At 61.4% G+C, this 20,332-nt stretch carries 22 protein-coding genes; 12 read left to right on the top strand and 10 right to left on the bottom strand.

Going from position 1 to position 20,332, the window contains the following annotated elements:
* Positions 1-96: 96 nt before the first annotated feature.
* Genes LQK84_RS22190 through LQK84_RS22180 form a run of 3 tightly spaced genes read left to right on the top strand, consistent with a single transcriptional unit; the run spans position 97 to position 3,099 of the window.
* The gene (locus tag LQK84_RS22190) at positions 97-690 is read left to right on the top strand and encodes a shikimate kinase (RefSeq protein ID WP_230831049.1); all 594 of its coding nucleotides are present in this window, start codon (positions 97-99) and stop codon (positions 688-690) included.
* Entirely contained in the window at positions 680-1,801 is a 1,122-nt protein-coding gene (gene aroB, locus LQK84_RS22185) for a 3-dehydroquinate synthase (RefSeq protein WP_230830965.1), read from the top strand. Before LQK84_RS22190 ends, aroB begins: the two co-directional genes overlap by 11 nt.
* Positions 1,798-3,099 (top strand): HlyC/CorC family transporter, encoded by a 1,302-nt coding sequence (locus tag LQK84_RS22180; protein ID WP_230830964.1) that lies wholly within the window; start codon positions 1,798-1,800, stop codon positions 3,097-3,099. The genes aroB and LQK84_RS22180 overlap by 4 nt, the downstream gene beginning before the upstream one ends.
* Before the next feature lie 15 nt (positions 3,100-3,114).
* On the opposite strand, the gene LQK84_RS22175 is transcribed toward LQK84_RS22180, so the two are convergent.
* The 4 genes from LQK84_RS22175 to LQK84_RS22160 form a co-directional block, all read right to left on the bottom strand.
* Complete coding sequence (locus tag LQK84_RS22175; RefSeq protein WP_230830963.1) at positions 3,115-3,288, bottom strand: DUF1328 domain-containing protein; 174 nt, start codon at positions 3,286-3,288, stop codon at positions 3,115-3,117.
* Positions 3,289-3,436: 148 nt separating this feature from the next.
* Positions 3,437-3,949: a DUF2852 domain-containing protein gene (locus LQK84_RS22170; RefSeq protein ID WP_230830962.1), complete on the bottom strand. Its 513-nt coding sequence runs from the start codon at positions 3,947-3,949 to the stop codon at positions 3,437-3,439.
* Positions 3,950-4,058: 109 nt separating this feature from the next.
* Complete coding sequence (locus tag LQK84_RS22165) at positions 4,059-4,694, bottom strand: TetR/AcrR family transcriptional regulator (protein WP_230830961.1); 636 nt, start codon at positions 4,692-4,694, stop codon at positions 4,059-4,061.
* Between the two features lie 64 nt (positions 4,695-4,758).
* Positions 4,759-5,037, bottom strand: a complete 279-nt coding sequence (locus LQK84_RS22160) for a BolA family protein (protein WP_230830960.1) — start codon at positions 5,035-5,037, stop codon at positions 4,759-4,761.
* Between the two features lie 102 nt (positions 5,038-5,139).
* On the opposite strand from LQK84_RS22160, the gene LQK84_RS22155 reads away from it, so the two are divergent.
* The 4 genes from LQK84_RS22155 (at position 5,140) to LQK84_RS22140 (ending at position 9,838) form a co-directional block, all read left to right on the top strand.
* Complete coding sequence (locus LQK84_RS22155) at positions 5,140-5,766, top strand: J domain-containing protein (RefSeq protein WP_230831048.1); 627 nt, start codon at positions 5,140-5,142, stop codon at positions 5,764-5,766.
* 87 nt (positions 5,767-5,853) lie between these two features.
* Complete coding sequence (cobS, locus tag LQK84_RS22150; RefSeq protein ID WP_230830959.1) at positions 5,854-6,843, top strand: cobaltochelatase subunit CobS; 990 nt, start codon at positions 5,854-5,856, stop codon at positions 6,841-6,843.
* Between the two features lie 65 nt (positions 6,844-6,908).
* A complete protein-coding gene (gene cobT, locus LQK84_RS22145; protein WP_230830958.1) occupies positions 6,909-8,819 on the top strand; it encodes a cobaltochelatase subunit CobT in 1,911 nt (636 codons plus the stop codon).
* Between the two features lie 65 nt (positions 8,820-8,884).
* A complete protein-coding gene (locus tag LQK84_RS22140) occupies positions 8,885-9,838 on the top strand; it encodes an esterase-like activity of phytase family protein (protein ID WP_269072224.1) in 954 nt (317 codons plus the stop codon).
* A 92-nt stretch (positions 9,839-9,930) separates the two neighbouring features.
* Here the strand turns inward: LQK84_RS22140 and LQK84_RS22135 are convergent, their stop codons facing one another.
* Entirely contained in the window at positions 9,931-10,569 is a 639-nt protein-coding gene (locus LQK84_RS22135; protein WP_230830956.1) for a queuosine precursor transporter, read from the bottom strand.
* A gap of 133 nt (positions 10,570-10,702) precedes the next feature.
* Positions 10,703-10,993, bottom strand: coding sequence for a 50S ribosomal protein L28 (gene rpmB, locus LQK84_RS22130; protein WP_109856484.1), 291 nt, complete (start codon positions 10,991-10,993; stop codon positions 10,703-10,705).
* 261 nt (positions 10,994-11,254) lie between these two features.
* Between rpmB and LQK84_RS22125 the strand changes: the two genes are divergently transcribed.
* Entirely contained in the window at positions 11,255-12,046 is a 792-nt protein-coding gene (locus LQK84_RS22125) for a DUF3108 domain-containing protein (RefSeq protein WP_230830955.1), read from the top strand.
* Positions 12,047-12,082: 36 nt separating this feature from the next.
* Positions 12,083-12,958, top strand: a complete 876-nt coding sequence (yddG, locus tag LQK84_RS22120) for an aromatic amino acid exporter YddG (RefSeq protein WP_230830954.1) — start codon at positions 12,083-12,085, stop codon at positions 12,956-12,958.
* Here the strand turns inward: yddG and LQK84_RS22115 are convergent.
* Positions 12,953-13,375 carry a cupin domain-containing protein gene (locus tag LQK84_RS22115; protein WP_230831047.1) on the bottom strand — a complete coding sequence of 141 codons (423 nt, stop codon included), beginning with the start codon at positions 13,373-13,375 and terminating at the stop codon, positions 12,953-12,955. The genes yddG and LQK84_RS22115 overlap by 6 nt on opposite strands.
* A gap of 11 nt (positions 13,376-13,386) precedes the next feature.
* Positions 13,387-14,118, bottom strand: coding sequence for a hydroxyacylglutathione hydrolase (gene gloB / locus LQK84_RS22110; protein ID WP_230830953.1), 732 nt, complete (start codon positions 14,116-14,118; stop codon positions 13,387-13,389).
* An 83-nt stretch (positions 14,119-14,201) separates the two neighbouring features.
* On the opposite strand from gloB, the gene LQK84_RS22105 reads away from it, so the two are divergent.
* Complete coding sequence (locus LQK84_RS22105) at positions 14,202-14,948, top strand: class I SAM-dependent methyltransferase (protein ID WP_230830952.1); 747 nt, start codon at positions 14,202-14,204, stop codon at positions 14,946-14,948.
* A gap of 233 nt (positions 14,949-15,181) precedes the next feature.
* On the opposite strand, the gene LQK84_RS22100 is transcribed toward LQK84_RS22105, so the two are convergent.
* Positions 15,182-15,853: a dienelactone hydrolase family protein gene (locus LQK84_RS22100; protein ID WP_230830951.1), complete on the bottom strand. Its 672-nt coding sequence runs from the start codon at positions 15,851-15,853 to the stop codon at positions 15,182-15,184.
* Between the two features lie 192 nt (positions 15,854-16,045).
* Between LQK84_RS22100 and LQK84_RS22095 the strand changes: the two genes are divergently transcribed.
* On the top strand, positions 16,046-16,870 hold the full coding sequence (locus LQK84_RS22095) for an aldo/keto reductase (RefSeq protein ID WP_230830950.1): 825 nt from the start codon (positions 16,046-16,048) through the stop codon (positions 16,868-16,870).
* A 77-nt stretch (positions 16,871-16,947) separates the two neighbouring features.
* On the opposite strand, the gene typA is transcribed toward LQK84_RS22095, so the two are convergent.
* Complete coding sequence (gene typA / locus LQK84_RS22090) at positions 16,948-18,786, bottom strand: translational GTPase TypA (protein WP_230830949.1); 1,839 nt, start codon at positions 18,784-18,786, stop codon at positions 16,948-16,950.
* Positions 18,787-19,001: 215 nt separating this feature from the next.
* Between typA and LQK84_RS22085 the strand changes: the two genes are divergently transcribed.
* Positions 19,002-20,189, top strand: coding sequence for a DUF1963 domain-containing protein (locus tag LQK84_RS22085; protein ID WP_230830948.1), 1,188 nt, complete (start codon positions 19,002-19,004; stop codon positions 20,187-20,189).
* Positions 20,190-20,332: the final 143 nt, after the last annotated feature.

Here is a 20,332-nt window from a genome sequence, read left to right as displayed (position 1 = left end):
CAACACAAGACGAGCCGCACTTGACGCCCGCTTTGCTTTTGCCGATAGGAACAGGGGCAAACGGCAAGACTTTGAAGGTGGAGCGTGTCCGAGACGATGCAAGACGACGATGTGGTGGCACGGGCGCGGCGTGCGCTCGGCAAGCGCGATCTCGTCTTTGTCGGGCTGATGGGGGCCGGCAAATCGGCCATCGGCAAGATGGTGGCACAGGCGCTCGACATTCCCTTCGTCGATTCCGACCACGAGATCGAGCGCGTGTCGCGCATGACGATCAACGACCTTTTCGCCGCCTATGGCGAGCCGGAGTTCCGGTCGCTGGAAACGCGTGTCATCGAGCGCCTCCTGAAGACCGGGCCGCGCGTCATCTCGACCGGCGGCGGCGCCTTCATCAACGACAATACGCGCCGCGTCATCCGCGACATGGGCGGGCTGACCGTCTGGATCAATGCCGATCTGGAAACGCTGTGGGTCCGGGTTTCCAAGCGCGACAATCGTCCGCTGCTGAAAACCGCCAATCCGCGCGAGACGCTCGCCAATCTGATGGCCGCGCGCTACCCGATCTATGCGGAAGCCGATATCACGGTGATGTCGCGCGACGCCAAGAAGGAAATCATCATGCGGGAAGTGATGGAGGCGATTGCCGCCCATGCCTTGCCTGCATCCATTCAAGAGGCCGACCATGCTGGCTGAAGCAAAACGCACCGTCCGGGTTCCGCTCGGAGACCGTTCCTATGACATCCTGATCGGCCCAGGCCTGATTGCGTCAGCCGGTCGCGAGATTTCCGCACGGCTGAAGGGCCGCAAGCTCGCCATCATCACCGACGAGAATGTCGGGGTACGTTATCTCGAAGCGTTCATGGAGAGCCTGACGAAATCGGGCCTGACGGCGACCTCGCTCACCCTTCCGGCGGGCGAGAAGACGAAGAGCTTCGAACATCTCATCCGCGTCGTCGATCACGTTCTGGAAGCGCGGATCGAGCGCGGCGACGCGGTGATTGCGCTGGGCGGCGGTGTCATCGGCGACCTGACCGGTTTTGCGGCCGGGATCGTGCGGCGTGGCTCGCGCTTCATCCAGGTGCCGACTTCGCTTCTCTCGCAGGTCGACAGCTCCGTGGGCGGCAAGACGGGCATCAACACGCGCCACGGCAAGAACCTTGTCGGCGTCTTTCATCAGCCGGATCTCGTTCTGGCCGATACGGACGTTCTCGATACGCTGACCCCGCGCGAATTCCGCGCCGGCTATGCGGAAGTCGCCAAATATGGCCTCATCGACAAGCCGGACTTCTTCGAATGGCTGGAGAAGAGCTGGCGCGATGTGTTTGCCGGTGGCGATGCCCGCATCGAGGCCGTGGCCGCCAGCTGTCAGGCCAAGGCCGATGTCGTGGCGGCCGACGAGCGCGAGAACGGCGCCCGCGCGCTTCTCAACCTCGGCCACACATTCGGCCACGCGCTGGAAGCTGTCACACACTATGACAGCGCCCGGCTTGTCCATGGCGAGGGCGTTTCGATCGGCATGGTGCTGGCGCATGAATTTTCGGCGCGGATGAACCTTGCAAGCCCCGATGCGGCAGCGCGGGTGATCCGCCACCTGAAGGATGTCGGCCTGCCAACGACCATGCAGGAAATTCCCGGCGAACTGCCGCCGGCCGACAAGCTGATGGATGCGATCGCGCAGGACAAGAAGGTCAAGGGCGGCAAGCTCACCTTCATCCTGACGCGGGGCATCGGCCAGTCCTTCATTGCCGACGACGTGCCGGCCTCGGAAGTCGTGCGGTTCCTCGATGAGAAGCTCGCCCGATGACGATTGACGCGATCCTGACTTTCCTGGGCAATTACTGGGTGAGCATGGTCAGCATCCTCGCGCTCGTTCTGCTGTCCGGCTTTTTCTCGGGCTCGGAAACCGCGCTGACGGCGACGTCCCGGTCGCGCATGCACACGCTGGGCAATAACGGCGAGATCCGCGCCGGCATGGTGACGCATCTGATCGAACGGCGCGACCGGCTGATCGGCGCGCTGCTGATCGGCAACACGATCGTCAACATTCTGGCTGGCTCGCTGATGACCAGCCTGTTTCTCGACGTCTTCGGCGATTCCGGCGTGGCGATTGCCACGCTGGTGACATCGGCCATCGTCGTCGTATTTTCGGAAGTGCTGCCGAAGAGCTGGGCGATTGCCGGGCCGGATCGGTTTGCGCTCGCCGTTGCGCCGATGGTGCGCCTCTTCGTGCTGGTGGTCGGGCCGATTTCGGCGGCGGTCAACTGGCTGGTGCGCGGCATCATGGCGCTGTTCGGGGTCAGGCTTTCGAGCGAGGTGTCCATGCTGACGGCGCATGAGGAGCTGCGCGGCGCGGTGGATTATCTCCACAAGGAAGGCTCGGTTGTGAAAGCCGACCGCGACCGTCTTGGCGGCGTGCTCGATCTCGGCGAACTGGAAGTCTCCGACATCATGGTGCATCGCGTGGCAATGCGGGCGATCAATGCGGATGATCCGCCGGATGTGAATATCCGCATCATCCTCGATAGCCCCTATACGCGCATGCCGGTCTGGCGCGGCTCCAACGACAACATCATCGGCGTGTTGCACGCCAAGGACCTGTTGCGGGCGATGGCCGATGTCGATGCGGACACGTCCAGGATCGACATCGTGAAGCTCGCACAGAAGCCGTGGTTCGTGCCGGACACGACGAACCTCAAGGATCAGCTCAACGCGTTTCTCCGCCGCAAGGGCCACTTCGCCATTGTCGTCGATGAATATGGCGAAGTGCAGGGTCTGGTCACGCTGGAAGACATTCTGGAAGAAATAGTCGGCGATATTTCCGACGAATACGATCTCGACATGCAGGGTGTTCGCCAGGAGGCGGACGGGTCGATGGTGGTGGATGGCTCCGTGCCGATCCGCGACCTCAACCGCGCGCTGGACTGGGATCTGCCGGATGAAGAGGCGACAACGATTGCCGGTCTCGTCATCCACGAGTCGAAATCCATCCCCGACGAGCGGCAGGCCTTCACCTTTTACGGCAAGCGCTTCATCGTGATGAAGCGGGAGCGCAACCGGATTACCAAGCTGCGCATCCGCCCCGCCGCCGAGGATGATATCTGAGGGCGGCAAACTTCGTTATGCCACCACGCCGATGCCGAGAATGGCCAGCACGACGAAGATCAGGAAGATCACGATCGCGATGAAGAACAGGACGCGCGCAACGCCGCCTGCCGCCGCGGAAATGCCGGTGAAGCCGAAGAGACCGGCGACGACCGAAATGATGAGAAAAATCAGAGCCCATTTCAGCATAGTCTTTACCTCCGCACTGCTGCGCTGACGAATGATGTGACATTCGGGGAGGCAAACGCAGGGTACGCAGCATTTGTTCCGGTCGAGGTCACAAACGAAAACCGGCACCGTCCCTGGGACGATGCCGGTTCTGGATGTCACGCCGGACTCAGTAGTTCGGCGTGTTGTTTTCCGACGGGCCGCGCCAGGGTTCGATATCGCTCGGGGCGTTGTTGGAACCGTTGGTCTCGGTCGTTGCAGGCGCCGTCGCGTTGCGGCGGCTCTGCATGAACTGTTCGAACTCGGCCTTGTCACGCGAACGGCGCAGGTTGTCGAGGAATTCGCCGAATTCGGCCTGTTCCTGTTCGAGGCGGCGCAGCGTTTCGGCCTTGTAGTCGTCAAAGGCGCTGTTGCCGGTGGCGCTCATCGCACCGCCGAAGCGGTTGCGCTCCGAGCGGAACATCTCGCGCATCTCGCGCTTGCGGTCCCGCCATGCTTCCTTCCAGGCGCGGCGTTCGTCACGATAGCCGGCATATGCGTAAGATCTGCAACCCATTCTACCACTCCATATGGTGAAAGCCAGAATGGCCAAGCCAATCGGCCAGAAGATGATGAAGCCGGCAATCATCGCCACGATCCATGCGGGACGTCCCATTTCATCCAGTTTGGTGGCGATGCTCATCGCTGCCTCCGTTGGTGTTAATGTTAATAACATTCACATAGATTGGCGGAGTGCTGGGGAAAGTCAAGAAGGCAACGAAAATATTTGATCGGTTGGGTTGCGGTCGCCGTCAGCGCGGCGCGTAGCCGAGGCCGTCGAGATAGATCAGGACGCCGGATTCCAGCAGTTCCTCCGGCTTCACCGGCAGGTTTCGCCGGGCGTTGTCACCGCGGAGAAACAGCGAGGAAACGCCATGGGTCAGCGACCAGATATGCAGCGCAATCATCAGCGCAGGGGCGCGGCGATCCGGTGGGAGAATGGCGTGGATGTCGGTGGCGGCATCGCGCAACACGTTGAAGGCGCGGGCACTTTCGCGGGCGAGATCCGGCGTCGAACCATGCGCGATACCGGCTTCGAACATCGCAGCATAGTGTGCCGGCGCGCGGCGGGCAAAATCCAGATAGGCCTCGCCGATCGCCATCAGCGACTTCACCGGATTGTTTGGCGTGGCCGCACGGGCCTTTTCGAGCACCTCGGCAAAGGTCGCAAAACCCTGTTCGGCCACCGCCGTCATCAGGCTGTTACGGTCCTTAAAATGGCGATAGGGGGCTGCGGCGCTGACGCCGGCAATGCGCGCGGCTTCCGACAGCGTGACGCCGTCCGAGCCATGCTCGTTGATCAGCTTCAGCGCGGCCTCGATCAGCGCCTCGCGCAGATTGCCGTGGTGATAGCCGCGCTTGTCGCGCGATGTCTTGTCGTCTCTCATGTGTTGTACATTTACATTGCTGGCTGCGCATTACCAGCAAAAGACGGCCGCGTCACCGCCGGCGTTACCACCGGGTTGCCTCGCCGGGGGCGGCGGCCTCGATGGCCAGCGCATGCAGGCCCTTGTCGAAGGCGGGCTTCAGCGCGTCATTGATGGCGCGGTGGCGGGCAACGCGGGTCATGCCGGCGAAGGTGGGCGAGACGATGCGGACCCGCATATGCGTCTCGTTGCCCTCTTCCTCCGGGCGATGACCGGCATGGCGGTCGCTTTCGTTGATCACGGCGAGGCGTTCCGGCTGGAAGTGTGTTCCCAGCAGCTCCTCTATCTCGGATTGAACGGACATTGGCACCCTTGCAAAGCGGCGAAAAGGGTTCCAGAAGGCCACCAACATTCTTGCTTGTCAATTCTTGTGGTGGGGTTTTTAAAACCCCATACTCAGCGCCTCATGAAACTTGATTCCAAATACTTTGATCGCATCCGCACGCGAAAGCATGCGCAAGCGAGGCCGGAGCCTTCCGCCCCCACCTGTCAGTGGGACGGTTGTGACGAACCGGGCAAGCACCGCGCGCCTGTCGGGCGTCACGCGGAGGGACAGTATTTTCTTTTCTGCTTCGAGCACGTGCAGAAATACAACAAGGGGTATAACTACTTTTCCGGCCTCTCCGACACCGAGATCGCGCGCTATCAGAAAGAGGCGATCACCGGTCATCGTCCGACCTGGACGGTGGGGGTCAACAAGAATTCCAAACATGGCCCGACGCAGGGCACCACGCGGTCCGGCTCTGCAGGCGCCCAGGCGCGCATGAAGGACCCGTTCGGCTTTGTCGAACAGGGGCGCGGCCGCGGACCCCGCTTCGAGCCGCGCGTGAAGAAACTCAAGCCGCTGGAAGGCAAGGCCTTCGAGACGCTGGCTCTTGCCGCAAATGCGACGCCCGAGGACATCAAGTCGCGCTACAAAGAGCTTGTCAAAAAGCATCATCCGGATGCAAATGGCGGCGACCGTGGATCGGAGGAGCGTTTTCGCGCCGTCGTCCAGGCCTATCAGTTGCTAAAGCAGGCGGGTTTCTGCTAACCCGTCGAGATAGGACAAGATTGAACAAAGCCGCCAGGGAAGGCCTTGCGCGGTCGGCCGGACGAGGTCCGCCGCGATGGAGACGCAATGAGCAAGATCGATTTGGAAATTTCCAACCTCCCCGACACCAAGGTCTCGGTGCGCACGGTTTTCGGCATCGACAGCGACCTGATGGTTCCCGCCTACTCCCAGGGCGACCCTTACGTTCCCGACCTCGATCCGGACTATCTCTTCGACCGCGACACGACGCTCGCGATCCTCGCAGGCTTCGCGCATAACCGCCGCGTCATGGTGTCCGGCTATCACGGCACGGGCAAGTCGACCCATATCGAGCAGGTCGCAGCCCGCCTCAACTGGCCTTGCGTGCGCGTCAACCTCGACAGCCATGTCAGCCGTATCGATCTCGTCGGCAAGGACGCCATCGTCCTGAAAGACGGCAAGCAGATCACCGAATTCAAGGACGGTATTCTTCCCTGGGCCTATCAGCACAATGTCGCGCTCGTCTTCGACGAATACGATGCCGGCCGCCCGGACGTGATGTTCGTCATCCAGCGCGTTCTGGAATCCTCGGGCCGCCTGACGCTGCTCGACCAGAGCCGCGTCATCCGCCCACACCCCGCCTTCCGCCTGTTTGCGACCGCCAACACGGTCGGTCTTGGCGACACGACGGGCCTCTATCACGGCACGCAGCAGATCAACCAGGCCCAGATGGACCGTTGGTCGATCGTCACCACGCTGAACTATCTGCCGCATGAGAACGAAGTCGACATCATTCTCGCCAAGGTGAAGAGCTTCCGCCAGGGCAATGGTCGCGACACGGTTTCCAAGATGGTCCGCGTTGCCGATCTGACACGCGCCTCCTTCATCAATGGCGATCTTTCGACCGTCATGAGCCCACGCACGGTCATCACCTGGGCGGAAAATGCGGAAATCTTCGGCGATGTCGCGTTTGCCTTCCGGCTGACCTTCCTCAACAAGTGCGACGAGCTGGAGCGCACGCTGGTGGCTGAGCATTACCAGCGCGCCTTTGGCGTCGAGCTCAAGGAAAGCGCTGCCAATATCGTACTGACGGCTTAAGAGCGTTTCCAGGAAAAGTGTGAAGCGGTTTTCCGTCCGGAAACGCGTAAACAAAGAAGACGATCATGGCAGGCAGGGGCGATAATTCGAAGGCCAAACCGGGCGGCGGGGTTGATACCGAGCCGCTTCGGCAGGCGATTACGGGCTGTATCCGCGCGGTAGCCGGCAGCCCGGAGATCGAGGTTGTCTTTTCGAGCGAGCGGCCCGGCTTTGCCGGCGACCGCATGCGCCTGCCTGAGCTTTCCAAGCGCCCGACCGCGCATGATGTCTCGATGACGCGCGGCCTTGGCGATTCCATGGCTTTGCGCAAGGCCTGCCATAATGCCAAGGTTCACGCCGTCATGTCGCCGCAGGGCGAGGATGCCAAGGCGGTGTTCGATGCCGTTGAACAGGCGCGTGTGGAGGCGATCGGCGCCAACCGCATGGCCGGCATGGGCGACAATCTCGACACGGTCCTGGCCGACCGGCTGTCGAAGTCCAATTATCGCACCGTGACGCGGCGCGAGGATGCGCCGATCCACGATGCTGTCGCACTTCTGGTGCGCGAGCGGCTGACGGGGCGCAAGACCCCGGCGGAAGCGGGTGCGGTGCTCGATCTGTGGCGCGATTTCCTCGAAGAGAAGGGCGCGGTCGATCTCGACAAGCTGCCGTCTGCGATCGAGGACCAGCAGGCCTTTGCCAAGCTGGTGCGCAATCTGCTGACCTCGATGGAAATGGCCGAGAATTACGGCGACAACGACACGGAAGACAATAACGACGAGGACGATTCCTCCGAAGAGGACAGCCCGCGCAGCGACGAGGAAAATCAGGACAATGTCGAGGAAGAGGCCGGCGATGATGCTGCCCCGTCCGAAGACAGCGAGGCCTCCGACGAGCAGCTGGACGACGGCGAAATGGACGGCGCGGAGATTTCCGACGACGACATGAGCGACGACGGCGACGAGGACAGCGAAACGCCCGGCGAAATGAAGCGCCCGGCGAGCCCCTTCGACGATTTCAACGACAAGGTCGACTACAAGGTCTTTACGCAGGAATTCGACGAGGAAATCCCGGCCGAAGAGCTGTGCGACGAATCGGAACTCCTGCGCCTGCGCGCGTTCCTCGACAAGCAGCTGGCGCATCTTCAGGGCGCGGTCGGCCGTCTTGCCAACCGCCTGCAGCGCCGCCTGATGGCGCAGCAGAACCGCTCCTGGGACTTCGACCTCGAAGAGGGTTATCTCGACCCGGCGCGGCTTGTGCGCATGGTCATCGACCCGATGCAGCCGCTCTCCTTCAAGCAGGAGCGCGACACGAAGTTCCGCGATACGGTCGTGACGCTGCTGATAGATAATTCCGGCTCCATGCGCGGCCGACCGATCACGGTCGCCGCCACTTGCGCCGACATTCTCGCCCGCACGCTGGAGCGCTGCGGCGTGAAGGTCGAAATTCTCGGCTTCACCACCAAGGCCTGGAAGGGCGGACTGTCGCGCGAGAAGTGGCTGGCTGACGGCAAGCCGGCAACGCCCGGCCGCCTCAACGATCTGCGCCATATCATCTACAAGTCGGCAGCCACGCCCTGGCGGCGCGCACGGGCCAATCTCGGTCTGATGATGCGCGAGGGGCTGCTCAAGGAAAACATCGACGGCGAAGCACTGATCTGGGCGCATAACCGTCTGCTCGCCCGGCCGGAACAGCGGCGCATTCTGATGATGATCTCGGATGGCGCGCCGGTCGACGATTCGACGCTGTCGGTCAATCCGGGCAATTATCTGGAGCGCCACCTGCGCGCGGTCATCGAGCAGATCGAGACCAAGTCGCCGGTCGAGCTGCTCGCCATCGGTATCGGTCACGACGTGACGCGCTACTACCGCAAGGCCGTGACCATCGTGGATGCGGACGAGCTGGCCGGCGCGATGACCGAGCAGCTGGCAGCCCTCTTTGCCGATGAGAGCGAAGCGGGCGGCAGTGGCCGCCGGGGCATGCGCCGCGCGGGCTGATCGCCGGCTTGAACAAAGGTTTGCCTGACGTGAAGAGTCTCCTGAGGGATTGCGCCGTCGTCGCCATGCTCGGCGTCGCCCCTGCCATGGCGCATGCCGCTCCGGTCGCGGTGACAAGCGAGCGCATCGAAACCTTTCACCCGGGCAGTTCGGAGACCGTTTTCGGCCGGCTGGAATTTCTCGTCGGGCTGGTGATGAAATCGCCCGATCCGAATTTCGGCGGCTGGTCTTCCATCCGCTTGCGGCCCGACCAGACACATTTCGTCGGCGTGATCGACAACGGCGACTGGATTACCGGTGCGCTGGTGCGTGATGCGGCCGGCCGTCTTGCCGGGATCGCAGACGTGGACGTCACGCCGATGCTGGCGAAATCCGGCAGGCCGGATGCCCGCAAGGAAAAGATGGATGCCGAGAGCCTGGCATTCAGGACTGGAGAGGTGCTGGTGAGTTTCGAGCGGGTTCACCGCGTCGATGTCTATCCCGATCCGGGCTTTCAGACCTCACCCCCGAAGCGTACATTGTCCAAGCTGATCCCGGATGCGCGGCTGAAAGCCAACAAGGGCCTTGAGACGGTCGTTGTAGCGCCTGCCAACGGGCCGCTGGCGGGTTCGCCGGTGATCGTGGCAGAGGAGAGCCTGAACGCGGCTGGAGACAACTACGCGGCCGTTCTCGAGGGGCCGCGCAAGGGCATCTTCTATGTCCGCCGCCATGGCGCCTTCGACATCAGCGACGGCACCTTCCTGCCGAGCGGTGATCTCGTGCTGCTGGAGCGCAGCTTCAGCCTGTTGCAGGGCGTGGCAATCCGTTTGCGACTGATCCGCGCCGATGACATCAGGCCGGATGCGACCGTCGATGGCGAGGAGCTGATGGTGGCCGATCTGAGCTACAAGATCGACAATATGGAAGGCGTGGATGCGTTCCATGCCGCTGACGGCTCAACGCATCTTGTCCTCGTCTCCGACAACAACAATTCCTTCCTGCAAAGCAATCTGATGCTGGAGTTTCGGCTGAAGGATTGAAGGGGCGGGTTCCTCATATGAGGCTCTGGGTTCCTTCCATTGTGCCGGATCAGGTCCGGCACAATGGAGAAGAGAGGCATTGCCTTCGAGGCTCAGGCCTTCGCAGCCTGGCCCGGCATGGGCTTCACCACGGAGATGAAGGCGCCGTAGGGCAGCAGCAGGACGATGCCGCAGAGGAGCTTCACGGAGAAGTCGCCGATGGCCCAGGAGATCCAGCGCGGGGCTTCCGTCGAGAAGATGCCGAGGATCGTGCCCCAGCCGATGGCGAAGTCGTCGTTCGGGCCGATGAAGGCGAAGACGGGGGCGAAGGCCAGCGAGAAGAAGATGATCGTGTCGATGGCCGAACCCAAGAGGCTCGCAATCAGCGGCGCCTTCCACCACGACAGGCGGCGCAGGCGGTTGAACACCGTGATGTCGAGCAGCTGGCCGACCAGATAGGCCGTGCCTGAAGCAATCGCGATGCGATGCGTGGAGGCAAAGATCGAGAAGACAACGGCCACGGCAAAGCCGACGGCAACCACCTTGCGCGCGGCCGAGGGGCCGAACTGGCGGTTCGTCAGGTCGGTGACGAGGAAGGCGAAGGGATAGGTGAAAGCCCCGTAGGTGAGCAGGTCGGCGAGATTGATGCCGAACAGCGTTCCCTGGATCGGGAACTGGACGAGGTAGTTGGAGGAGACGACCACGAGGGTCATCAGGGCCACGAAGGGCAGAGTACGCTTGTCTATCAGCATTTTTTTATCCTGGGTGATGCCACCAGTTGGAGGGACAGAAATGTGAATTGGGGAGACCAGCAGGTCTCATTCATGAGAAAAGGCTCGGATGCCGGGCATCCAAGCCTTCAATCATAATGACTGCATCAGTCGATCAAGCAGCTTCAGCGAGCTTCTTGGCGATCTGGCGCTTCAGCAGGCGGGCGCGCATGCTGAGTTCGTTTTCGTTTGCCTTGGCAAGGAAGGCGTCAAGGCCACCGCGATGCTCGACGGAGCGGAGCGCTGCTGCGGAAACGCGCAGGCGGAAGCTCTGGCCGAGTGCATCCGAAATCAGCGTCACGTTGACGAGGTTCGGGAGGAAGCGGCGCTTCGTCTTGTTGTTTGCATGGCTGACGTTGTTGCCAACCTGTACGCCCTTGGCGGTCAATTCGCAGCTGCGCGACATGGTTACACCCTATGTTTTTCGTGCGGCCGGGCAAAAGGTTTCCGTTGCCGGAACGGCCTTTTCCATCTGGCCATGATTGGAAAGTTGCGGTTCTATAGTCACCACGCGGACATCCGTCAAGCCAAACCTCATGAAAAGGCCGAAATTCAGGCCTGCAATATCATGAACCGAGTGTTCAGCCGGCATTCAGCCGGTGAATGACAGGATCGCCTTCGGATCGTCTTACTCCTTTTTCGGTTAGAAGCCATGGATCAGAACCGCGTGATACCCCCTTTTCGCCCGGCCCGTCTGGCCGTTCTTGCCCTGTCCGCTCTCGGCATTGCCGCGCCGATCAATTCGGCGCTGCCGGCGGCGACCATCAATCATGTGACCGATTATTCGATCACCCTTTCGGGCCTCAGTCTCGCCAAGGCCTCCTTCCGCACGGAGATTGCCGGCAAGGATTTCCAGATCCAGGGGCAGTTCAAGACGACCGGGCTTGCCCGGCTGTTCAGAAAGGTCGAGGGCACGGCCAATGTGTCGGGCAAGCTCAAGGGCGACAATTTTGTCGCCGAGAACTACCGTTCCGACTATGTCGCCGGCACTGCCCACAAGGTCTATGAAGTGTCCTTTGCCGGCGGCGGGGTGAAGTCGTTCCAGGCGCAGCCGCCGCTCAGTCCGCCGGCAAATTGGGTGCCGGTGACGCCGGCCGATATTGCCCGCGCCGTGGATCCTTTGTCGGGCCTGATCCTGCCCGCCGATACCAACCCATGTGCCGCTACCATCCCGGTTTTCGATGGCGAGGCGCGGACGGATTTCCAGCTGACAGACAAGGGCGTGCAGACCTATCGCAACGGTCGCGAAAAGCTCGAAGCCCATGTCTGCGGGCTGAAGCTCGGGCTGAAGGCCGGCTATCGCAAGGGCAAGAGCGACATGGAATATGTCGCCAAGCTCAAGGACATGGAGATCTGGTTTGCCAAATCTCCGGTTGCGGATGTATATGCGCCGGTGAAGATCCTCGTGCCGACTGGGTTCGGATCTGTCGAGATCGCTGCAACCCGATTTGGTGCCTGACGGCTGGCTTTTCCGGCTTGGGCCGGAGACGAGCTGATGAAATCCCGCGCTACTCTCATCGGCTTCACCGCCATTCTCATGTGGTCGCTGCTGGCGCTGATGACGGCGGCCTCGGGCAAGATGCCGCCCTTCCAGCTTGCCGCCGTGACCTTCCTCATCGGCAGCCTGCCGGGTCTGATCATGCTGGCGGCCAAGCCCGCCCGCATTGCCGCCTTCCGCCAGCCCTGGCCGGTCTGGGTGACGGGCATTGCCGGGCTCTTCGGCTATCACTTTCTCTATTTCACCGCGCTGCGCAACGCGCCGCCGGCGGAAGCAGGGCTCATTGCCTATCTCTGGCCGCTCTTCATCGTGCTGGGTTCGGCGCTGCTGCCGGGCGAGCGGCTGCGGCTGCATCATGTCATCGGCGCGGTGCTGGGTCTGTCCGGCTCGTTCCTCATCGTCTCGCGCAACGGGCTCTCCTTCGATGGGGCCTATACGCTCGGCTATGTCATGGCGTTTCTCTGCGCCTTCACCTGGGCTGCCTATTCGCTGATGTCGCGGAAATTCGGCTCCGTGCCGACCGATGCGGTGACGGCCTTTTGTCTCGCCACCTCGGCTCTCTCGCTGATCAGCCATCTGGCGCTGGAACAGACGGTCTGGCCGGAAACGACCAGCCAATGGGTCGCCGTGATCGGGCTCGGGCTCTTCCCGGTCGGCCTTGCCTTCTACACCTGGGATTACGGGGTGAAAAAGGGCGATATCCAGTTGCTGGGGGCGGCAAGCTACGCCGCACCGCTGCTGTCGACCGGCGCGCTGATCCTCGGCGGCTTTGCCGAACCGTCCTGGCGGATTGCCGGTGCGGGCCTGCTGATCACGGCCGGCGCGGTGATTGCCGCGCGCGACATGATCTTCAGGCGGCGCGCCACCTCATAGGCCGGGCTGCCAGTCCGGCGGGGCCATTTCAAAGCTTTCGAAGATGAAGCCGGGGGCGACGGTGCAGCTGACCAGCGTGAAATCGCCAGTCGGCTCGGCCGATTGCCACCAGCCGGCGGGCACGACGACCTGCGGACGCTCGCCTGCCACAACGTCGGGGCCGAGGCTGTAGGTCTCGATCGTCTTGCCATGTTCCGACAGGGAGAGCGTCAGCGGGCTTCCGGCGTGATAGAGCCAGACTTCGCTCGCATCCGTCACCTTGTGCCAATGCGAGCGTTCGCCCTTTTCCAGCAGGTAGTAGATCGCCGTGGAATGACCTCGCGGGCCACCTTCCGTGTCGCGGAAGGTCTCGGCATACCAGCCGCCCTCCGGATGGCGCTGCATCCCGAGCGCTGCAATGATGTCGGCGGGTTTCATTTCGGCCGATCTCATTTGAAATTGTCCTTGCCCTTGCGGATCTCGGCAAATTCGGCCGCATCCTTCGCCCGCAGGAAGGGGTTGGTCAGTTTCTCCAGCGCGATCGTCGTCGGGGCGGTGAAGCGGTTCTTTTCGCGCAGTTCAGAGATTTCTCCAGCGCGGGCAACAAGCGCCGGGTTTTCCGGCTCCACGGTCAGCGCGTAGCGGGCATTGGAGAGCGTATATTCGTGGCCGAAATAGACCGTGGTGTCGTCGGGAAGCTGACCGAGGCGCTGCAGCGAATTGTGCATCTGCTCCATGGTGCCTTCGAAGACGCGGCCGCAGCCGAGCGCGAAGAGCGTGTCAGCGGCAAAGAGCAGCTTGTCGTCGGGCAGATGGTAGCAGATATGGCCGAGCGTGTGGCCCGGCGTCAGGATGACTTCGACGGGGTGGCCTGCGAAGTCGAATCGCTCGCCATCCTCGACCGTGTGGGTGAGGCCGGCGATCTTCTCCTTCTCGCCCTCGGGGCCGATGACGTCGAGCTTGAAGCGGGCGGAAAGTGGCGCGATGGCGCCGACATGGTCGTGGTGGTGGTGCGTGATGAAGATATGGCTCAGCGTCCAGCCCCGCCTTTGCAGGGCTTCCAGGATCGGGCCTTCTTCCGGCGCATCGATGGCCGCCGTCAGCCCGGTTTCCGGATCGTGGATGAGGACGCCGAAATTGTCCGAGAGGCAGGAGAAGAGATCGATATCCAGCGCAGTCATTTGGTTTTCCCGATTGTTGACCTTATCTGGAATCTAGTCGTTCACGGCTTGATGTCCACCCGTCCGCAGGTCACAATCGTTTCATGTATGCCGATATCGTCGATTTGAGAGAATTCTACCTGTCGCCCGTCGGGCGGACGGCGGAGCAGTCCATCACCATGGCGCTCGCGGCGATCTGGCAGGGCGTGCCCGACGAGCGGCTGATGGGGCTGGGCTACGCGCTGCCCTATCTCGACCGGTTCAAGGCCGGTGCGGAACGCACCTTCGCCTTCATGCCGGCAGGGCAAGGGGCCGTGAACTGGCCGGTTCCGGGCCTCTCCGCCGCAGCCCTCGTATTCGATGAAGAATTGCCGCTGCCGGATGCGGCGATTGATCGCGTGCTGATGGTGCATTCGCTGGAATTTGCCGAAAGCCCGCGCGAAACGCTGAAAGAACTGTGGCGCGTCCTCGCCCCCGGCGGCCGCCTCGTCATTGTCGTGCCAAACCGGCGCGGCCTCTGGGCGCGGCTCGACAACACGCCGTTCGGAACCGGCCGACCCTATTCCCGCAGCCAGCTGATCGCACTCTTACGCGAGACCAATTTCACCCCCGGCGCGATGAGCGAGGCGCTGTTCTTCCCACCCGCCGCGCGGCGCTCGCTGCTTGGCATGTGGCAGGGCATGGAAAAGATCGGCCGCAAACTCTGGCCCGCCTTTTCCGGCGTCGTCATCATCGAGGCGCACAAACGGCTCTATCAGGGCCTTCCAGTTGCCGTGCGCGCCTCTCGCCGGGTCTTCGTGCCGGTGCTCGCGCCGCAGGGGGTGCCGACGACGCGGGTGGGGGCGGATTGAAAGGGCGCCAGACGGGGATATTTTCCTTTCCGTCCGCTCGAGGCGAGCGATGACAGGTCCCAACGCCACAAACAAACCTTAGCAAGGCGATATATCCAGCGTCGAGCTGGAGCTTGCGGACGAGGAGTCCAACGCTTCGCCGAAGTTGGACAACTCACCTGCGATTTCTAGCACTTAGCCTTTGGCTAAGATATTGAAATCACTTCCTCCCCCACAACGAGTGAGGAGAAAACTCACCCCACATTCTCCGCAAACAGCTTCTGCGTCCGCTCCCAGGCCAGCTTGGCCGAGACCGGCTCATAGGCGGAGCGCGCGTCGCAGCTGAAGCCGTGGCCCGCCGGGTAGATATAAACCGGCACTTCCGGACGCTTCTGCCTGACGATCTCCGCCTTTTCGAGCGGGATCGACTGGTCCGTCTCGCCGAAATGCGTGATCGTCGGGCACTTGGGCGCCATGTCCGCCATGTCGGAAACCATGCCGCCATAATAGCAGGAGGCGGCTGCGAGATCGTCACGGCTGATCGCGGCGCGATAGGCGAGCGACCCGCCGAGGCAATAGCCGACGACGCCGACCTTGCCATACTGCTTCACGGCCTCGACCGCAGCACCTATATCGAGCATCACCGCATCGCGGTCGAAACTCTGCATCATGGCGATACCGGCCTGCACGTCTTCCGGCGCATAGCCGCGCTCGTAGCCGGGCGACTGGCGATCGAAAATCGCCGGTGCAGCCGCCACATAGCCTTCCGCCGCATAGCGTTCGCAGACTGTGCGGATATGCTCGTTGACCCCGAAAATCTCCTGCAGCACGACAATGGCGCCTTTGACCTTGTCATCCGGCGTGGCGATATACATCTTAATGGTCTTCCCGTCGGAAGCGGTAATGTCCATCCATTCCGTTTTCAAAGCACTCTCCATTTTTCGCTGTTTGGCGGCCTTATGCATTCGCACGTCGTTTTCACAAAACCGCTGCACATGTTTGCGCGACGCGCGCTAACAAAGCCGAGGAGCGGACCCGTTTCAAGTGAAGAACGGGTAACAAATCGGAACTTTGTGCATTTTCGTCACCAGCCTTGACCACCCAAAGAGGAACCACCCATGGATCAACCGACAATCACATTCAACGACGGCAAAACCATTCCGCAGATCGGCCTTGGCGTCTGGCAGACGCCGAATGAAGAGGCGGCCCCGGCCGTGCGCAAGGCGCTGGACGTCGGCTATCGCCATGTCGACACCGCTGCGATCTACGAAAACGAAGAGGGTGTTGGCGAAGGCATCCGCCAGTCGGGCGTCGAGCGCGGCGATATCTTCCTGACGACGAAACTCTGGAACGACCGCCAGAGCCATGACGCAGCGCTGAAGGCCTTCGACGAAAGCCTGAAGCGCCTCGGCACCGACTATGTCGACCTCTTCCTCATCCACTGGCCCTCCCCGCATCGCGGCACCTATGTCGAGGCCTGGAAGGCTCTGGTCGAACTCAAGAAACAGGGCCGCGCCCGCTCCATCGGCGTCTCCAACTTCGCCGAAGAACACCTGACCCGCATCATCGGCGAAACCGGCGAAACACCGGTGCTGAACCAGATCGAACTGCATCCGGATTTCCAGCAGAAGGCGCTCCGCGCCGTGCATGAAAAGCTCGGCATGCGCACGCAGTCCTGGAGCCCGCTCGGCCAGGGCAAGCTGCTCGCAAACCCGGAAATCGCCAAGGTGGCACAGCGCCTCGGCAAGTCGGTGGCGCAGGTCATCATCCGCTGGCACCTCGACAACGGCCTGATCGTCATCCCGAAATCGGTGACGCCATCCCGCATCGAAGAAAACTTCAAGGTCTTCGACTTCACGCTGGATGCGGATGCCAAGGCGGTTCTCGATGCACTCGACGGCGACAACCGCGTCGGCCCGGACCCGATGACGGCGAAGTTCTAATCCGGCTAATTAATCGGCTAATAAAAAGGCCCGCCTCTTGCGAAGCGGGCCTTTTTTAATTGCCTATGACATCAAACTTACGCAGCGCCGACAGCCGAGCGGCTCTTTTCGAAACGCTTGCGGTCGTTGCTATCGAGATAGAACTTGCGCAGACGGATCGACTTCGGCGTGACTTCCATCAGCTCGTCGTCCTGGATCCACGACAGAGCGCGGTCCAGCGTCATGCGGATCGGCGGCGTCAGGCGAACGGCTTCGTCCTTGCCGGCAGAGCGGATGTTGGTCAGCTGCTTGCCCTTCAGAACGTTGACTTCCAGGTCGTTGTCGCGGCTGTGGATGCCGACGATCATGCCTGCATAGACCTTTTCACCCGGCTCGATGATCATCGGGCCGCGATCTTCCAGGTTGAACATGGCGTAGGCGACCGCTTCCCCCGACTGGTTGGAGAGAAGCACGCCATTGGTGCGGCCTGCGATCTCGCCCTTGTAGGGCTGGTAGTCGTGGAACAGGCGGTTCATGATCGCCGTGCCGCGCGTATCCGTCAGCAGTTCCGACTGGTAGCCGATGAGGCCACGGGTCGGCGCGAAGAAGACGAGACGAACGCGATTGCCGCCCGACGGGCGAAGCTCGACCATTTCGGCCTTGCGCTCGGACATCTTCTGCACGACGACGCCGGAATGTTCTTCGTCAACGTCGATGACGACTTCTTCGATCGGCTCCATCGTTTCGCCGGTCGTTTCGTCCTTGTGCATCACAACGCGCGGACGCGACACGGCCAGCTCGAAGCCTTCGCGGCGCATGGTTTCGATCAGAACGGCGAGCTGCAATTCGCCACGGCCGGAGACGAAGAACGAATCCTTGCCTTCCGACTCTTCGATCTTCAGCGCGACGTTGCCTTCGGCTTCCTTGAAGAGACGGTCGCGGATGACGCGGCTCGTCACCTTGTCGCCTTCGGTGCCGGCCAGCGGGCTATCGTTGACGAGGAAGGACATGGTGACCGTCGGCGGATCGATCGGCTGCGCATGCAGCGGCTCGGTCACGGACGGATCGCAGAACGTGTCGGCAACCGTGCCCTTGGAGAGGCCGGCGATTGCCACGATGTCGCCCGCATGGGCTTCGTCAATGGCGGTGCGCTCGATGCCGCGGAAAGCGAGGATCTTGGAAATACGACCGTTTTCGATCAGCTTGCCGTCCTGGCCGATGACCTTGACCGACTGGTTCGGCTTGATCGAGCCGGAATGGATGCGGCCGGTGATGATGCGGCCGAGGAAGGGGTTGGCTTCCAGCAGCGTGCCAATCATGCGGAATGCGCCGTCTTCGTCGCCAACACTCGGCGGCGGAACGTGCTTGAGAACGAGATCGAGCAGCGGGGCCAGACCTTCATCCTTCGGGCCTTCCGGGCTGACATTCATCCAGCCATCGCGACCCGAACCGTAGAGGATCGGGAAGTCGAGCTGTTCGTCGGTGGCGTCGAGGTTTGCGAAGAGGTCGAACACTTCGTTGATGACTTCCTCATGGCGGCCATCCGGACGGTCGATCTTGTTGATCGCAACGATCGGGCGAAGACCAACCTTGAGCGCCTTGCCGACCACGAACTTCGTCTGCGGCATCGGGCCTTCAGAGCTATCGACCAGAACGATCGCGCCGTCCACCATCGACAGAATGCGCTCGACTTCGCCGCCGAAGTCGGCGTGGCCGGGGGTGTCGACGATGTTGACGCGAACACCCTTCCACTCGACCGAGGTCGCCTTGGCAAGAATGGTGATGCCGCGTTCCTTTTCGAGGTCGTTGCTATCCATCACGCGTTCTGCAACGCGCTGGTTTTCGCGGAACGAGCCCGACTGTTTAAGGAGTTCGTCGACAAGCGTGGTCTTGCCATGGTCAACGTGCGCGATAATCGCGATATTGCGAATTTCCATCGTTCTAGATCTCTGAGGCTTGGGCGCGGCAAAAATGCGGGGAGGACAGCGCCAGTTACTTTGCCGCGCTCATACCCTTTTTTTTGCAATTGCGAAAGGGGGGTGGGGAAAATGGCTCCGGGTGCCGGGATTTGAAATTCCGCGCCCTGCGTCTTTCGTTCATAAAAACAAAATCTATTGACGTGTACGACTGCACAACCAGTAGGAGAGAGCCGATGAAGTACAAGAGCTATCTTTTGGACGTGATCGTCTTGGCGCGGATGAAGCGCGATCACGAAATCAAATGGCAGACTGCGACAAGCTGGTTCGGAGGCTTGCCCGCCATCGACGGGACAAAATGGCCCCGCTCCCCAAAAGGGGGCTTTCCATTACATCATATCGCGCAAATTGACCTCGGCAATTTGCCGAGAGGAAACACCACGCCGGCATTGCCCAGTAGAGGAATCCTGAATTTCTTTATCGATACGTACCTCAAGGATGACGAGCCAAGCGTCGGCGTGGTCTACTCTGAAGATCCATCGACGACGCTGGCGCAGCCACCGGAAGATTGCCCGCCCCTGTATCGGGATGGTTGGGCGTACTACTATCCGGGTTCCTCAATCGCTAAAGACGTACCTCGTGTGTTTCGGCGCTGGCCAATCGAGTTCTCGCTCGCACAAGTTAGAGACGGCAAATACCCCGATCTGGGCGCGGCAATCGACCGCGCTGGTCCCAATCCAGAGAGCATTCACCTTTTTGAAAAGGATAGCCTCGAAGGAATAGAATCGGCCCAATTTCCGTGGCAGGCGGTGACACGCCTCGTATCAGACTACAAGCGTGTCGTGAATGAACATGACGCCAACCGATCGAGACGCGGTCCTTGGCCAGCAGAAACGCTTCAAAAGCTGGAAGAAGCCTGGCAGAAAAAGGAAGTCGAAATGCCGGACGTTCGCGCCTTCATCGAGCATTGGGACAATATTTCGGGCACTATGGACCCATTTCAGGCGCTGGGAGAGGCCGCGGCTAATGACCTTGAGACCAGTATGAAAGCTTTGCGTCCCCATATCCGGTACGGCGGCGGGACATCAAAGCTGCGTCACGCTGCATCAGATGTTTACAGAGACATGATGACAGATTCCGCTGAAGTCTTCGCGCGCATTCCAGATGAAATCCGAAGCTTCCTGATCAACAAACGCGGCCGCTCCGGCTGGCGGGTCCTTCCACACGCGATGTTCGGTCTGGTTCCAACTTTTCAGCAATCATCGGAGGATTTCAGCGCTGAAATACCTCTTCTTTCCATCCAATGTGACGATATGTTGTCTTGGATGTGGGGTGATGTCGGCTTTATCAGCGTTCTGATTTCACCAGATGATCTTGCAGCAAGACGGTGGATCGGGGCCAGAGGTTTCTTCGAGGGGCACTGATAACAGCCGGAAATCAATCGCCCCCTCTCTTGCGATTTCTGATGTTTAGCCTTCGGCTAAGCCATCGAAATCGCTTTCTCCCCCACAAGTGGGGAGATTGGAGGATGACGCGACCGCTTGCTTCCATCTCCCCCTTGGTGGGG

The organism is Rhizobium sp. C4 (assembly GCF_021026315.1).
GTDB lineage: Bacteria > Pseudomonadota > Alphaproteobacteria > Rhizobiales > Rhizobiaceae > Ensifer_A.
Note: the sequence above shows the minus strand (reverse complement) of the source record. Positions and strands in the feature narration are given on the sequence as shown.